Annotated in this window: 12 protein-coding genes and 1 pseudogene; 9 read left to right on the top strand and 4 right to left on the bottom strand. The window is 70.1% G+C overall.

Translation table 11 applies throughout. The features are described from left to right. Nucleotides 1-6: 6 nt before the first annotated feature. Nucleotides 7-1210: pseudogene (locus OOK38_RS04885) on the bottom strand (adenosine deaminase). A 107-nt stretch (nucleotides 1211-1317) separates the two neighbouring features. On the opposite strand from OOK38_RS04885, the gene OOK38_RS04880 reads away from it, so the two are divergent. After that, nucleotides 1318-2553: a DUF4190 domain-containing protein gene (locus tag OOK38_RS04880; RefSeq protein WP_266763297.1), complete on the top strand. Its 1236-nt coding sequence runs from the start codon at nucleotides 1318-1320 to the stop codon at nucleotides 2551-2553. Between the two features lie 28 nt (nucleotides 2554-2581). Here OOK38_RS04880 and OOK38_RS04875 read toward each other — a convergent pair whose 3' ends face one another. Continuing rightward, on the bottom strand, nucleotides 2582-4105 hold the full coding sequence (locus OOK38_RS04875; RefSeq protein WP_266765883.1) for an MFS transporter: 1524 nt from the start codon (nucleotides 4103-4105) through the stop codon (nucleotides 2582-2584). Between the two features lie 375 nt (nucleotides 4106-4480). Next, on the bottom strand, nucleotides 4481-5032 hold the full coding sequence (locus OOK38_RS04870; protein ID WP_266763298.1) for an NADAR family protein: 552 nt from the start codon (nucleotides 5030-5032) through the stop codon (nucleotides 4481-4483). 208 nt (nucleotides 5033-5240) lie between these two features. Between OOK38_RS04870 and OOK38_RS04865 the strand changes: the two genes are divergently transcribed. The 8 genes from OOK38_RS04865 (at nucleotide 5241) to OOK38_RS04830 (ending at nucleotide 15003) form a co-directional block, all read left to right on the top strand. Further along, complete coding sequence (locus OOK38_RS04865; protein WP_266763299.1) at nucleotides 5241-6767, top strand: gamma-aminobutyraldehyde dehydrogenase; 1527 nt, start codon at nucleotides 5241-5243, stop codon at nucleotides 6765-6767. Between the two features lie 76 nt (nucleotides 6768-6843). Continuing rightward, on the top strand, nucleotides 6844-8091 hold the full coding sequence (locus OOK38_RS04860; protein ID WP_266763300.1) for a spermidine/putrescine ABC transporter substrate-binding protein: 1248 nt from the start codon (nucleotides 6844-6846) through the stop codon (nucleotides 8089-8091). Further along, nucleotides 8088-9248, top strand: coding sequence for an ABC transporter ATP-binding protein (locus OOK38_RS04855; protein WP_266763301.1), 1161 nt, complete (start codon nucleotides 8088-8090; stop codon nucleotides 9246-9248). The genes OOK38_RS04860 and OOK38_RS04855 overlap by 4 nt, the downstream gene beginning before the upstream one ends. After that, nucleotides 9248-10177, top strand: coding sequence for an ABC transporter permease (locus OOK38_RS04850; RefSeq protein ID WP_266763302.1), 930 nt, complete (start codon nucleotides 9248-9250; stop codon nucleotides 10175-10177). The genes OOK38_RS04855 and OOK38_RS04850 overlap by 1 nt, the downstream gene beginning before the upstream one ends. Continuing rightward, nucleotides 10178-10978, top strand: coding sequence for an ABC transporter permease (locus OOK38_RS04845; RefSeq protein ID WP_266763303.1), 801 nt, complete (start codon nucleotides 10178-10180; stop codon nucleotides 10976-10978). 30 nt (nucleotides 10979-11008) lie between these two features. Then, nucleotides 11009-12436, top strand: coding sequence for an FAD-binding oxidoreductase (locus tag OOK38_RS04840; protein ID WP_266763304.1), 1428 nt, complete (start codon nucleotides 11009-11011; stop codon nucleotides 12434-12436). A gap of 159 nt (nucleotides 12437-12595) precedes the next feature. After that, entirely contained in the window at nucleotides 12596-13054 is a 459-nt protein-coding gene (locus OOK38_RS04835) for a hypothetical protein (RefSeq protein ID WP_266763305.1), read from the top strand. Nucleotides 13055-13173: 119 nt separating this feature from the next. Next, nucleotides 13174-15003 carry a chitinase gene (locus tag OOK38_RS04830; RefSeq protein WP_266763306.1) on the top strand — a complete coding sequence of 610 codons (1830 nt, stop codon included), beginning with the start codon at nucleotides 13174-13176 and terminating at the stop codon, nucleotides 15001-15003. On the opposite strand, the gene OOK38_RS04825 is transcribed toward OOK38_RS04830, so the two are convergent. After that, nucleotides 14942-15592: a phosphatase PAP2 family protein gene (locus OOK38_RS04825; RefSeq protein WP_266763307.1), complete on the bottom strand. Its 651-nt coding sequence runs from the start codon at nucleotides 15590-15592 to the stop codon at nucleotides 14942-14944. The two genes, OOK38_RS04830 and OOK38_RS04825, sit on opposite strands and share 62 nt — an antisense overlap. Nucleotides 15593-15656 lie beyond the last annotated feature (64 nt).

The raw sequence follows: 15656 nt of genomic DNA, 5'->3' as shown, positions 1-15656 counted from the left end.
GCCGGGTCAGAGCGCGAGCCAGGTCGCGGTGTAGGTGTCGATCTCCGCGGCGAGTTTCGCCTTGCCGGCCTCGTCGAGGAACGAGGCCCGCACCGCGTTCCCGGCGAGCGCCGCGAGACCCTGCTCGTCGAGGCCGAGGAGGCGGGCGGTGACCGCGTACTCGGAGTTGAGGTTGGTGCCGAACATCGGCGGGTCGTCGGAGTTGACGGTGACCGTCACCCCGGCCGCCACGAAGTCCTTGAGAGGGTGCTCTTCGAGGGTGCGCACCGCGCGGGTGGCGATGTTCGAGGTCGGGCAGACCTCCAGGGCGATGCCGCGCTCGGCGAGATGGGCGAGCAGTTTCGGGTCCCCGGCGGAGCTGGTGCCGTGGCCGATGCGCTCGGCGCCCAGGAAGTTCAGCGCGTCCCAGACCGTCTCCGGGCCCGTCGTCTCACCGGCGTGCGGCACCGATCGCAGTCCGGCGGCGCGGGCACGGTCGAAGTACGGCTTGAACTGCGGCCTCGGCACGCCGACTTCGGGTCCGCCGAGTCCGAAGGAGACGAGTCCCTCCGGCCGCAGCCGGTCGTCGGTCGCGAGCCGCACGGTCTCCTCGGCCGCCTCGAGTCCGGCCTCGCCCGGAATGTCGAAGCACCAGCGCAGGACGACACCTAGTTCCGTCTCGGCGGCCTTGCGGGCGTCCTCGATCGCGTCCATGAAGGCGAGCTCGTCGATCCCGCGCCGCGTGGAGGACCACGGAGTGATCGTCAGTTCGGCGTAGCGCACCTGCTGGCGCGCCATGTCCCGCGCGACCTCGTACGTCAGCAGCCGTACGTCCTCGGGGGTGCGGATGAGGTCGACGACGGACAGGTACACCTGGATGAAGTGGGCGAAGTCCGTGAACGTGAAGTAGTCCGCGAGCGCCTCGGGGTCGGTCGGCACCCGGGAGTCGGGGTGGCGGGCGGCGAGAGCGGACACGATGCGCGGGGAGGCGGAACCGACGTGGTGGACGTGCAGTTCGGCCTTGGGCAGCCCGGCGATGAAGGAGTGCAGGTCGCGGGCTTCGTCGCGTGCGGTGATGTGCTCGGTCAAGGGGTTCCTCCCCGGAACGGCGTCGCCGGGCCGTACTCGGCGGGACGCGGGTGATCGGCTGATCGATGACTCGGGGATCATCGTAGGCGGCCCACCGCCGTGCGGGCCCGGTGTGTCCGGCGTGGGCCGTCGTGCCGGGCACCGGCACGGAAGAGTCCGTACACGCCGAAGCCGAGGAAGAGTACGGAGATCCGCCGGCCGCACCCGGGTCGTAGCATGACCGAACGTACGACAGAGGGGACCTCGCGCATGTCCGACGACGCCCAGAGGCCGAATGCGCCACGCGACGCGGGCGCGTGGGCTCCGCCGGGCGAGGGGGACGCGTCGACCGCGCCGGGCGACGGGAACCCGACGCCCGCACGGAACGGGCCCTCCGTGGCGGACGCCGCGCCGGGTGCGGAGCCCAGGGACGCGATACCCGAATCCACCGACGCGATACCTGAGCCCACGGACGCGACACCCGAACCCACCGACGCGATACCCGAGCCCACGGACGCGATACCCGGAGCGGACAGTGCACCGGCCGACGCCCCGGACCCCGCGGCGCCTCCGGTGGCCGGTGGTCCGGATTCCGCGCCGGAGGAGAGCGCGCGGTGGGTGGACAGCGCGTTCGGTGACGGGCCGAAGGGTGGTGACGTGCCGAAGGGTTCCGTGCCCGGGCAGGGCACCCCGCCCCGTTCGGCCCCTGCGGCTTCTGCCGTCGCCCCCGAAGCCCGGGTCTCCCTCGGGAAGCCCGCCGTCGGCCGGGACTCCGAGCCCAACCCCTGGGCGCCGCCCGAGGAGGAGCCCAACCCCTGGGCGCCGCCCGCGGAGGAGCCCCGTCCCTGGGCGCCGCCCGAAGTGATCGCTTCGTCCACGGGGAGTGCGCTGGGGAGTGCCACGCCTCCTCCGGTGTACGGCCTGCCGACGATCACCTCGTTCCCCGGCGCACCGGTGCCGCCCGGCCCGGGAAGCCTCGGCGGCCCCTCCATGGACAGCCCCTTCGCACCGCCGGGGGCCCACACCCCGTACCCGCAGCCCGCTCCCGGCGAGCACGTCCCCCCGCCGCCGATCGCCCCCGACGGCCCGGGTCGGCTCCCGTACGGCTACGGCTATCCCCAGTACGGCGCGGCCCGTCCGGGTTTCGCCCACCCGGGCGCACCGGGCTACGGCTGGCCCATGATGCAGCCCATGCCGAGCAATGGGATGGGGACCGCCGGTCTGGTGCTGGGCATCATCGCGGCGGTGCTGTTCTGCGCGTGGCCGCTGGCGATCGTGCTGGGCATCCTCGCCGTGATCTTCGGTCTGATCGGCCGGGGGAAGGCACGCCGGGGTGAGGCGACGAATCCGGGGCAGGCGCTGGCCGGGGTCATCTGCGGAGCCGTCGGCATCGTCCTCGCCGTCGCCCTGCTCGTCATCATCATCGTCGCGCCGGACGACAACGGCAGCGAGGACCCGGGCGGCGACTACGGCTTCTCCACCTCGCTGGTGACGCACCGGCGATGAGCCGCCGCGGCTGTGCCGGGAGGGCGTGTCAGGCGGCTGCCGGGGGTTCGTCGCCCGCGGCCGCCTTTCCCCGGTCTCCGGGGTGGCGCAGGGCGCAGAGGAACCCGACGGCCAGCGCGACGGACATGGCGTAGAAGACCCATTGGTTGGCCTCGGCGAAGTCCATCCGCACGCTCGGCATCGCCTCGCGCATGACCTCGGCGGTGCGGCCGCCGCCGGTGGGCTGCTGCGCGTCGGCGTTGCCCGTGACCGCCTCGGCGATGCCGTTGGCCACTCCGTGGGCCTCGGCCGACGTCAGGCCGCGGGACCGGAGCGTCGACACGACGTTGTCCGTCATGTTGTGGGCGAGGATGGTCCCGAAGACGGCCAGGCCCACACTCGCCGCGTAGTTGCGCACGGTCTGCGTGATCCCGGTGACCTCGCCGTACGAGGCTCCGATGGACCGGTTGACGGCATCCGTGGACGCGGGAGCCAGGATGAAACCGATGCCCGCGCCCGCGAGGGCCACGTAGGGCCACTGGTCGTGCATGGACAGGTCGGTCAGCTTGCCGGCCCAGAGGGCGAATCCGACGGCGCCCAGGGCGGTGCCGATCTTCATGGCCGGCCGTGCGCCCCGCTTGTCCAGCATCCGGCCGCCCCACTGGGAGGCGATCGCGAAGCCCGCGAAGAAGTACAGCAGGTAGAGGGCCGCCTGGTTGGGCGAGGCGCTGAGGGAGACCTGTGCGTACACCGAGGCGAAGAAGAAGACCGGCACGAAGGCGAGCATGGCGAAGAAGAGCACCAGGGAGTCCACGGTGAACGCCTTGTCCCGGAAGACCGCCAGGTTGACCAGCGGGTGGCGCCTGCCTCCCTCGTAGCGCCAGAAGAGGACCAGTACCGCCAGGCCGCCCGCGATGCAGCCCCAGGTCGCCGGGCTGTCCCAGCCCCAGGCCGCGGCCTGCTGGAAACCGAGCACGCTCAGACCCATGCCCACCGCGATCAGCAGGGCCCCGACGCGGTCCAGCGACTCGTCGCGCCGCCGGTCGGGGATACGCGCCATCACGGTCAGGATCAGGGCCACGACGGCGACGGGCACGTTGACCCAGAAGATCGCTCTCCAGGTCCATGCCGTGAGCCAGCCGCCCAGCAGCGGGCCGATGGCCGTCAGCGCCCCGGACAGCCCGAAGAACAAGGCCAGCGCCCGGCCACGCCGGTCCACCGGGAACACGGCCACGACCACGGCGAGTGCCGCGGGGAAGAGGAGAGCGGCCCCCAAGCCCTGTGTCGCCCGGAAAATGATCAGCCAGGTCTGTGCGAAGTCCCCCTCGGGCACGCATCCGCAGAGCACCGACGAGATGACGAACACCAGGGTCCCGGCCACGACGACACGGCGTGGTCCCAGCAGGTCCGCCAGACGCCCGCCGAGGGCGAAGAACGCGGCCAGCGACAGCAGGTAGGCGTTGACCACCCATTGCATTCCGGAGGCCGACAGTCCCAGCTCGCGGACGATGTCCGGCGCCGCGATGGACACGATCGTCTGGTCGATGAACGTCATCGCCACCGCGAAGAGCATGGCCGCGAGGGCCAGCGACTGGCGCGGGGCGCGGGGCGCCGGGGGCGCGGCTTCGTTCCGTGCTGCGAAGGTGCGACTCACACGGACAGTTTCAGTTGGTCAAGGCGCCGACGCATCCGCAGAGCGGCGCACCCGGCGACTGCCCCGCCGGGAGCCGGGGACCGGCCCCCGGGACAGCCCTCCTGCCGCCGGCCGACCGGCTGTCGGTGGGAGTCGCTGTCCGGTCCCCCCGTCCGCGGACTCGCGGCAGGGCCGCTGTCGCCGGACTACCGCCGACCGTGCTCCGCCGCCGGCGGCGGTAGCGTGCACGGCCGTCCGGGGCGCGCGCGAGCGTCATCCCCGCCCCCAGGCCCCCGGCTCCGGCCGTCACCGCGGCTACCGCAGTCGGTCGCGGGCCTCCATCAGGGCGAAGCCCAGGAGATTGGGTCCCTGCCAGCGGCGGGGGTCCGAAGCCCCGTCGTCGGTCGCGGCGAGGCCGATGCCCCATATCCGGTCCATGGGGCTCGCCTCCACCAGTACGCGTCCGCCCGTGCCCAGCAGGAACGCCCGCAGTCCGGGGTGGGCGCCGAACTTGTGGACGCTGCCCTCGACGACGATCTCGAACCGCTCGCGCTCCCACACGGCGTTGTCGAAGTCGCGCACCAGACGCCCGGCCTTCTTGGCGAGCGCGGGGTTCGGAGCCTCGATCGCCTGCCGCTCGGCCTCGGCGTCGCCGAAGAGGCGTGCCTTGGACGCCATCATCCAGTGCTCCGCCGTCGCGTAGGTGACACCTTCGACCACGAAGGGTGACGGCCACCACTGGCTGAGACAGCTCGACCCCAGCCGGCCGTCCGGCCGCGGGCGGTGACCCCAGAAGTGCAGGTACTTCACCGGCGTCCCCGACTGAACCGCACTGACCAGTGCTTCCCGCGTATCGATCTTCCCCATGCACGCCACTGTGGCACGCACCACTGACATTCCGTCCCGCCTTTTTCTGAACGACTCGACACCTGGTCGAAGGATTCCGTCGCGTAACCAAAAGGCAACAACGGAATCACTTGTTGGAGTCCCTTTGCTCTGTCAGGATCGGCACTCAAATCGAGCTGGAGCTACGCCCACCCCCGTCCCGACGGGGAGGACGGCGGAGGAGAGCGACATGCACAATCCGGGCCATCGCTTCCAGGCGCAGGACCGCCTCGCGGACGGCGCGCAGTACATCGGAGGCCGCCTGACCAAGGGGACCTCCGGCCGCACGCACGCGGTCGTGAACCCCGCCACCGGCGAAGAGGTGTACACGTACGAGCTGGCGAGCACCGCCGACGTGGACGCGGCCGTCGCGGCCGCCCGCGAGGCGTTCCCCGGCTGGGCGGGCACCACCCCCGGCGAGCGCTCCGACGCCCTGCACCGCTTCGCCGCCGTGCTCGCGGAGCGCGCCGAGGAGTTCGCCCAGGCGGAGTCGCTGCAGTGCGGAAAGCCCCTCAAGCTGACCCGCGAGTTCGACGTGCCGGGGACCATCGACAACACCGCCTTCTTCGCGGGCGCCGCCCGGCATCTGCAGGGCCAGTCGGCCGGTGAGTACTCCGGCGACCACACCTCGTACGTACGCCGGGAACCCATCGGTGTCGTCGGGTCCATCGCGCCCTGGAACTACCCGCTCCAGATGGCCGCCTGGAAGATCCTCCCGGCGATCGCGGCCGGCAACACGATCGTGCTGAAGCCCGCGGAGCTGACCCCGCTCACCTCCCTGCTGTTCGCCGAGGCGGCCACGCACGCGGGAATCCCGGACGGGGTCATCAACATCGTCACGGGTCTGGGCAAGGAGGCCGGTGAGCATCTCGTCGGGCACCCCGACGTCGCCATGACCTCCTTCACCGGATCGACCGCCGTCGGCAAGCGCGTCGCGGAGATCGCCACCTCGACCGTCAAGCGCCTCCACCTGGAGCTCGGCGGCAAGGCACCCTTCCTCGTCTTCGACGACGCGGATCTGGAGGCCGCCGTGCACGGCGCGGTCGCCGGTTCGCTCATCAACACCGGCCAGGACTGCACGGCCGCCACGCGCGCGTACGTGCAGCGGCCGCTCTACGAGGCGTTCGTGGAGCGCACTGGCGCCCTGATGGCGAGTGTCCGCGTGGGCGACCCGTTCGCGCCGGACACCGACCTCGGCCCGCTGATCTCGCACGCCCAGCGCGACCGCGTCGCCGGATTCGTCGACCGGGCCCGTGGCTACGCGCGCGTGGTCACCGGCGGAGAAGCCCCACAGGGGGAGCTCAAGAGCGGCGCGTACTATGCGCCCACGCTCGTCGCCGACGCCGGGCAGGACAGCGAGATCGTGCAGGCCGAGATCTTCGGCCCGGTGCTCGTCGTGCTCCCCTTCGACACCGACGACGAGGGCATCGCGCTGGCCAACGACACCCCGTACGGACTCGCGGCCTCTGCCTGGAGCCGCGACGTCTACCGCGCCAACCGCGCGACCCGCGAGATCAAGGCGGGCTGCGTCTGGGTCAACGATCACATTCCGATCATCAGCGAGATGCCGCACGGCGGCTACAAGGCGTCCGGCTTCGGCAAGGACATGTCCGCCTACTCCTTCGAGGAGTACACGCAGATCAAGCACGTCATGTTCGACAACACCGCGGTCGCCAGGAAGGACTGGCACCGCACGGTCTTCGGGGACCGGCCGTAGCCGATCGACCGGCTACGGCCCTGTGGCAGACCAGGCCGCGACCACGGCCGCGACCCTTCCGAAAGGGCACCAGAGCATGGAGCAGTACGAGCCCGAACGCCTGTCCCCGGTTCAACTGGCCGCTTTGCGGCGCAGCTTCCGGAACGGCAGGGCCTCCCTCACCCGTCGGTCGCTGCTGCGCGCCTCGGCGGGCGGCGCGCTCGCCGTCGGCGGCCTCGGGACGCTGAGCGCCTGCGGTATCCCCGCGGCCGGCAAGCCCCAGGGCAGCGTCTCGTCCGAGGACCACTCGGCCAAGGAGAAGACGATCAACTTCTCCAACTGGACCGAGTACATGGACGTCGACGACAGCGAGAAGCACCACCCCACGCTGGACACGTTCACCGAGCGGACCGGCATCAAGATCAAGTACACCGAGGACATCAACGACAACGTCGAGTTCTTCGGCAAGATCAAGCCGCAGCTCGCGGCGGGCCAGGACACCGGGCGCGACATGATCGTCGTGACCGACTGGCTGGCCGCGCGGCTGATCCGCTTCGGCTGGGTGCAGAAGCTCGACCCGGCGAACCTCCCGCACGCGTACACCAACCTGTCCGCCCAGTTCCGCAACCCCGACTGGGACCCCGGCCGTGCCTACTCCTATCCCTGGCAGGGCATCTCGACCGTCATCGCCTACAACAAGAAGGCGCTCGACGGGGTCGAGGTCAGGTCGGTCTCCGATCTGCTCGACAACCCCAAGCTCAAGGGGCGCGTCGGCTTCCTCTCGGAGATGCGCGACAGCATCGGCATGACGCTGCTCGACATGGGCAAGGACCCGGCGAAGTTCACCGACGACGACTTCGACGCGGCGATAGCCCGCCTCCAGAAGGCCGTCGACAAGGGCCAGATACGCCGCTTCACCGGCAACGACTACACGTCCGACCTCACCAAGGGCGACCTCGCGGCCTGTCTCGCCTGGGCCGGCGACGTCGTCCAGCTCAAGGCGGACAGCCCGGACGTCGACTTCCTCATCCCGGACAGCGGCTACCTGACGTCCACGGACAACATGCTGGTCCCCAACAAGGCCCGTCACAAGACGAACGCCGAGCGGCTCATGGACTACTACTACGAGCCCGAGCCCGCCGCGGAACTCGCCGCCTACATCAACTACGTCTGCCCGGTCGACGGGGTGAAGCCCTACCTCGCGAAGATCGACAACGACGCGGCGACCAATCCGCTGATCATTCCTGACAAGGCCATGGCCGCGAAGTCCCACGCCTTCCGCTCGTTGAGCCAGAAGGAAGAGACGGCCTACGAAGAGAAGTTCGCGAAGCTCACAGGGGCGTGACCACCATGACGAACGAAAACAGCGGCGACGTCCGCCTCTCCGGGATCAGCAAGACGTACGGCGCCTTCACGGCCGTGCACCCTCTCGACCTGACCGTGCCGCAGGGCTCGTTCTTCGCCCTCCTCGGGGCGTCGGGCTGCGGCAAGACCACCACCCTGCGGATGATCGCCGGCCTGGAGGAGCCCACCTCGGGCACCGTCTCGCTCGGCGAGCAGGACGTGACGAACCTGCCGCCCTACAAGCGGCCGGTGAACACGGTCTTCCAGTCGTACGCCCTCTTCCCGCACCTCGACATCTTCGAGAACGTCGCCTTCGGCCTGCGCCGGCGCGGCATCAAGTCGGTGAAGAAGCAGGTCGGGGACATGCTCGACCTCGTACAGCTCGGTGAGCAGGCGCGGAAGAAACCGCACCAGCTCTCCGGCGGCCAGCAGCAGCGTGTCGCCGTGGCCCGCGCGCTGATCAACCACCCCAAGGTGCTGCTCCTCGACGAGCCGCTCGGCGCCCTCGACCTCAAGCTGCGCCGCCAGATGCAGCTGGAGCTCAAGCGCATCCAGACCGAGGTCGGCATCACCTTCGTCCATGTCACGCACGACCAGGAGGAGGCCATGACCATGGCCGACACGGTCGCCGTGATGAACGCGGGCCGCGTCGAGCAGCTCGGCGCGCCCGCCGACCTCTACGAGAACCCGAACACCACCTTCGTCGCCAACTTCCTCGGCACCTCGAACCTCATCGAGGCCGAGGTCGACTCCAGGAGCGGCGACGACATCGTGCTCAAGGCGGGCGGCGGCAAGCTGGTGCTCCCCGGGGCGCGCTGCTCCGCGCCCGCCACGACCGGCGGCAAGGTCCTGGTCGGTGTCCGCCCGGAGAAGATCTCCCTCACGCACGCCGACGACGCGGGCGAGATACCCGCCGGCCGCAACCGGATCACCGGCAAGATCGCCGACTCCAGCTTCATCGGCGTCTCCACGCAGTACGTCATCGACAGCGCCGTCTGTCCCGAGTTCGAGGTCTACGCCCAGAACATCGACCGGGACTCCCGGCTCGTCCCCGGTGCGGACGTCGTCCTGCACTGGAGCCCGGAGCACACCTTCGGCCTCGACGCCGCCCAGGACATCGACGCGGGCGTCGAAACGGCCGAGGAGGAGGCCGCCTGATGGCCACCGTCACCGAGGTGGAGGCGCCACCGATCGCGCCCCGGCCCGCCGAGAAGCCGCCCAGAAAGCGCGGCCGTCTCGTCCCGTACTGGCTGCTGCTGCCCGGCCTCCTGTGGCTGGTCGTCTTCTTCGCGCTGCCGATGGTCTACCAGGCCTCCACGTCCGTGCAGACGGGCTCGCTGGAGGAGGGCTTCAAGGTCACCTGGCACTTCCAGACGTACTGGGACGCGCTCACCGACTACTGGCCGCAGTTCCTGCGCTCCGTGCTCTACGCCGGCGCCGCGACGGTCCTGTGTCTGGTGCTCGGGTACCCGCTCGCGTATCTGATCGCGTTCCGCGCGGGCCGCTGGCGGAACCTGATCATGATCCTGGTGATCGCGCCGTTCTTCACCAGCTTCCTGATCCGCACGCTCGCCTGGAAGACGATCCTCGCGGACGGCGGCCCGGTCGTCGGCGCGCTGAACTCGCTGCACGTCCTGGACGTCACCAGCTGGCTCGGCTTCACCTCCGGGGACCGCGTCCTCGCCACCCCGCTCGCGGTGGTCTGCGGACTCACGTACAACTTCCTGCCGTTCATGGTCCTGCCGCTCTACACCTCGCTGGAGCGGATCGACGGACGGCTGCACGAGGCGGCGGGAGACCTGTACGCGCGGCCGATCACCACCTTCCGCAAGGTGACGTTCCCGCTGTCGATGCCCGGTGTGGTCTCGGGAACGCTGCTGACCTTCATCCCCGCCAGCGGTGACTACGTGAACGCCGACCTGCTCGGCTCCACGGACACCCGGATGGTCGGCAACGTCATCCAGACCCAGTTCCTGCGGATTCTCGACTATCCGACGGCCGCGGCGCTCTCGTTCATTCTCATGGCCGCGATCCTCATCATGGTCACGCTCTACATCCGCAAGTCCGGGACGGAGGATCTGGTTTAAATGGCCTTCGTGAACTGGCTCAAGCGCCATCTCGTCGTCATCGCCGGTCTGGTGACGCTCGGATATCTGCTGCTGCCCAACATCGTCGTCACGGTGTTCTCCTTCAACAAACCGAAGGGGCGCTTCAATTACGAGTGGCAGCAGTTCTCGACGGACGCCTGGCGCGATCCGTGCGGGGTCGCCGACATGTGCGGCTCGCTCTCGCTCAGCCTCCAGATCGCCCTCTGGGCGACCGTCGGGGCCACCGTCCTCGGCACGATGATCGCCTTCGCGCTGGTCCGCTACCGCTTCCGCGCGCGCGGCACCGTGAACTCGCTGATCTTCCTGCCGATGGCGATGCCCGAGGTCGTCATGGCCGCCTCGCTGCTCACCCTGTTCCTCAACATGGGTGCTCAGCTCGGCTTCTGGACGATCCTGATCGCCCACATCATGTTCTGCCTCAGCTTCGTCGTGACGGCCGTCAAGGCGCGCGTCATGTCGATGGACCCGCGGCTGGAACAGGCGGCCCAGGACCTGTACGCCGGTCCCGCGCAGACCTTCCTGCGTGTGACCCTGCCCATCGCGGCCCCCGGAATCGCCGCGGGCGCGCTGCTCGCCTTCGCGCTCTCCTTCGACGATTTCATCATCACCAATTTCAACGCGGGTTCGACCGTCACGTTCCCCATGTTCGTCTGGGGTTCGGCGCAGCGCGGAACACCCGTTCAGATCAACGTCATCGGTACGGCCATGTTCCTCGTCGCCGTACTGTTCGTCCTGGCCGGAATGGTCGTCGGAAATCGCCGGAACAGGCAAAAGGCATAACGCTCGTCACCCTTGTAGGGAGTTGAAATCATGGCCCCAAGCGCCATGACCCGTGGTAATCAGTGGATGAATTCTCTCTCCGACGCCCAGCCGGTCTCGTACTGGCTGGACGACCCCGGCAAACCCCGCCCCGAGCCCGCGCTCACCGGCGCCGAGACCTGCGACCTGCTCGTCGTCGGCGGCGGATACAGCGGACTGTGGACCGCGCTGATCGCCAAGGAGCGCGATCCCGGGCGGGATGTCGTCCTGGTGGAGGGCCGTGAGGTGGGCTGGGCCGCCTCCGGCCGCAACGGCGGCTTCTGCGCCGCCTCCCTCACCCACGGTCTGTCCAACGGGCTCACCCGCTGGCCGGACGAGATCAGGAAGCTGGAGGAGCTGGGCGCCCGCAACCTCGACGAGATCGAGGCGGCCGTCGCCCGCTACTCCCTCGACTGCGACTTCGAGCGCAGCGGTGAGATCGACGTCGCCACCGAGCCGCACCAGGCGGCCGAACTGCGCGACTGGCACCAGGAGCTGGAGCGCGAGGGCCTCGCCGAGGGCATCGAGTTCCTCGACACCGAGGCCGTACGGGAACAGGTCGACTCGCCGACCTTCCTGGCCGGGCTGCACGACCGCCGCGGTGTCGCCATGCTCCATCCGGCCAAGCTGGCCTGGGGCCTGAAGCGGGCGTGCGTGGAGCTCGGGGTACGGGTGTACGAGCACACGCCCGCCCTCGCGCTGAAGCCGTCCGGCGCCGGCATGGCCGTCCGCACGCCGTACGGATCGGTCCGTGCCCGCCGGGTGGCCCTTGGCACCAACATCTTCCCGAACCTGGTCAAGCGCGTCCGCCCGTACACCGTCCCGGTCTACGACTACGCGCTGATGACCGAGCCGCTCACCGCGGACCAGCTGGCGTCCGTCGGCTGGAAGAACCGCCAGGGTCTCGGCGACTCGGCCAACCAGTTCCACTACTTCCGGCTGTCGGCCGACAACCGCATCCTGTGGGGCGGTTACGACGCGATCTACCCCTACGGCGGCCGGATGCGCGCCGAGTACGACGACCGCCCCGAGACCTACGCCAAGCTCGCCGGACATTTCTTCACCTGCTTCCCGCAGCTGGAGGGCGTCCGTTTCTCCCACGCCTGGGGCGGCGCGATCGACACCTGCTCGCGGTTCTCGGCGTTCTTCGGCAGCGCGCACGGGGGCAAAGTCGCTTACGCGGCGGGCTATACGGGCCTCGGCGTGGGTGCCACCCGGTTCGGCGCCGATGTGATGCTCGACCTGCTGGCGGGGGAGCGCACCGAACGCACCGAACTGGAGATGGTCCGCCGCAAGCCGCTGCCGTTCCCGCCCGAGCCCTTCGCCTGGACCGGCATCGCGCTCACCAAGTGGTCGCTGGCACGGGCGGACACGCACGGCGGCCGGCGCAATCTGTGGCTGAAGACGATGGACCGGCTGGGCCTCGGCTTCGACAGCTGAGGGCGTGTGATCCCGGACCTGATCCACGGGCGTACGCCCACCTCCGCCGGTGTGACCCGGTCCACTGCCAACTGGTGGCCCGAACCCGCGTAATGCCCGGCCCGAACCTCCCTCTCCTCTGTGACGCGACCAGCGTCGACACGAGAGGGAGGTTCCGTCATGACAGGGCCCAAGGCGGCGGTCGAGTGGCTGACATCCGTGGCTCCGGATCCGGAAGCCTGCCGCTGGGAGTGGGAGCGCAATCCCAGCGGGATCGCGCTGCTGCCGGCGGGGAGGGCCTGGGACGTACTCATCCTGCCGGGCGAGCTCGGCTATCCGACGCTCGACGTGCTGACCCGGGTGATCGACCAACCCGGGCCGGTACTCGTCGACTTCGGCGACGCCCGGATGGGGTTCTTCGTGCCCGCGGGCACCGCGGCCCGGTGGCTCGGGACGGGGGTGCGCACCGCGGGCCACGGCACCTGGATCGTGGTGCCCTACCCGGGACGGTCGACCGGCGGGGTCCGGTGGCTGGTTCCGCCGGACGGCTCGGGCACGCTCACGGACCCGGCCCTGCTCGAACTGGCCATGCACGAGGCCGCGGCGGGCATCGCCGGGAACGAGGGCCGACAGCGGTGAGGGGCCGGGTCCGGCGGCCGTCCGGAGCCGGTTGCCTGCCAGAGGTCTTGACAAGCGAATTGGTCTGGACCAAGTTGGGCGCGCTCCACCCTCCCATCCCCCCATGCCCGGAGGCAGTTGTGGACCGGACCGGACTCAACAGACCGTTCGCCCGCCGTCATCGAAGGCTTCTCGCCGTGGGCACGGCCACCGCCCTGGCCCTGCCCGGCCTCGTCACGCTCTCGTCGGCCGCCCGTGCGGCCGACGCGGACCTCGCCAGGAACGGCGGGTTCGAGTCGGGCCTGGACGGCTGGACCTGCACGGCGGGCAGCACCGTCAACTCCCCGGTGCACAGTGGCGGTTCGGCACTCAAGGCGACCCCGGCCGGCAACGACTTCGCGCAGTGCTCCCAGACCGTGACCGTGAGACCCGACGCGCAGTACACCCTCTCCGGACACGTCCGCGGCAGCTACGTCTACCTCGGCGCGACCGGCACCGGTACGACCGACGTCAGCACCTGGACCCAGTCCGCGGCCGACTGGCAGCAGCTGAGCACCACCTTCCGCACCGGCGCCGCCACCACGAAGGTCACGATCTACACGCACGGCTGGTACGGCACCGGCACCTACTACGCCGACGACCTCTCGCTGACCGGCCCCGGCGTCGACGCGGGGCAGCCGCCGGCCGCGCCCACCGGACTGAAGGCCGGCACGGTCACCTCCTCCTCTGTCGCCCTGTCCTGGACGGCCGTCCCCGGTGCCACCGGCTACGCCGTCTACCGCGACGGAGCGAAGGTCCAGACGGCCACCGGCACCTCGACGACCGTGAGCGGTCTGTCGGCCTCCACGGCGTACTCCTTCCAGGTCACGGCGACGAACGACGCGGGCGAGTCGGCCAAGTCGGCCACGGTCACCGCGACGACATCGGCGGGTTCGGGCGGCGGCGGTTCCCCGGACCTCCCCACCCACGCCCTCGTCGGCTACCTCCACGCGAGTTTCGCCAACGGCGCGGGCTACACACGCATGGCAGACGTGCCGGACAGCTGGGACGTCATCGACCTGGCCTTCGGCGAGCCGACCTCGGTCACCTCGGGCGACATCCGCTTCAACCGCTGCCCGGTCACCGAGTGCCCCACGGTGGAGAGCGATGCCGACTTCAAGGCCGCGATCAAGGCCAAGCAGGCCGCCGGCAAGAAGGTGCTGATCTCGATCGGCGGCCAGAACGGACAGGTCCAGCTCGCCACCGCGGCCGCCCGCGACACCTTCGTCTCCTCGGTCTCGAAGATCATCGACACCTATGGCCTGGACGGCCTGGACATCGACTTCGAGGGCCACTCGCTCTCCCTCGACGCGAGCGACACGAACTTCAAGAGCCCGACCACCCCCGTGATCGTCAACCTCATCTCGGCCCTGAAGACCCTGAAGGCCAAGTACGGTTCGAAGTTCGTCCTGAGCATGGCCCCGGAGACGTTCTTCGTCCAGCTCGGGTACCAGTACTACGGCACGGGCAAGTGGGGCGGCCAGGACCCGCGCGCCGGCGCCTACCTCCCCGTGATCCACGCCCTGCGCGACGACCTGACCCTGCTGCACGTCCAGGACTACAACTCCGGCTCGATCATGGGCCTCGACAACCAGTACCACTCCATGGGCGGCGCCGACTTCCACATCGCGATGACCGACATGCTCCTGACGGGCTTCCCGGTCGCGGGCGACGCGGGCAACATCTTCCCGCCCCTGCGCCCCGACCAGATAGCCATCGGCATGCCCGCCACCACCAACGCCGGCAACGGCCATGTGTCCCCGGCCGAGGTCACCAAGACGCTCGACTGCCTCACGAAGAAGACCAACTGCGGTTCGTACGCCACCCACGGCACCTGGCCGGGCCTGCGCGGCCTCATGACCTGGTCGGTCAACTGGGACCGGTTCGGCGGCTGGGAGTTCTCGCGGACCTTCGACGGGTACTTCGGCTGAGGAAGAGCCACAGGGAGTACAGCAGCACCGCGCAGAGGCACCAACTGGCCACCACGTCCAGCGGCCAGTGGTAGCCGCGCCGGACCAGCCCGAAGGCCACGCACGCGTTCAGGGTCACGCAGACGGCCAGCACCGCGCGGCGGACGCCCGCGGTGCCGAGCAGAGGGAGGAGGAGCAACGCCGCGGCGCCGTACGCGATGGCGGCGGTGGCGGTGTGCCCCGAGGGATAGAAGCCGGTGCCGGGCCCCATGACCGGGGGGCCCGGCCGGGCGACGAGTTCCTTCAGCGGCACGATCAGCGCCGGGACGAGGGCCATCAGCACCGCGGCGGCGGCCGGCGGCAGCCACCACCGGTCCAGACCGGCGGTGCGCCGCCGCCAAGCGACGTGACCGAGCGTCAGGGCGAGTACCGGAACCGCCACTTGGATGTTGCCCAGGTCGGCGAGCAACTCGGAGAACCGGTCCGGGTGGACGAGTGCGCCGCTCAGTCGTTCGTCCAGGCCCAGGAGCGGGCCGTCCGCCACGACCTGCCAGGTGATGAGCACGAAGCAGAGGGCGAGCAGGCCGAACAGGAGGGGCACGGGTGGCATGGGGGACAGCCTGTCAGACCGGGTCCGGCCACCGGATACGGGCTGCGCGCCTCTGAGGTGCGGC

Origin of the sequence: Streptomyces sp. NBC_00568, assembly GCF_026341855.1 — a bacterium.
In the GTDB taxonomy this organism is placed as follows: domain Bacteria; phylum Actinomycetota; class Actinomycetes; order Streptomycetales; family Streptomycetaceae; genus Streptomyces.
Note: the sequence above shows the minus strand (reverse complement) of the source record. Positions and strands in the feature narration are given on the sequence as shown.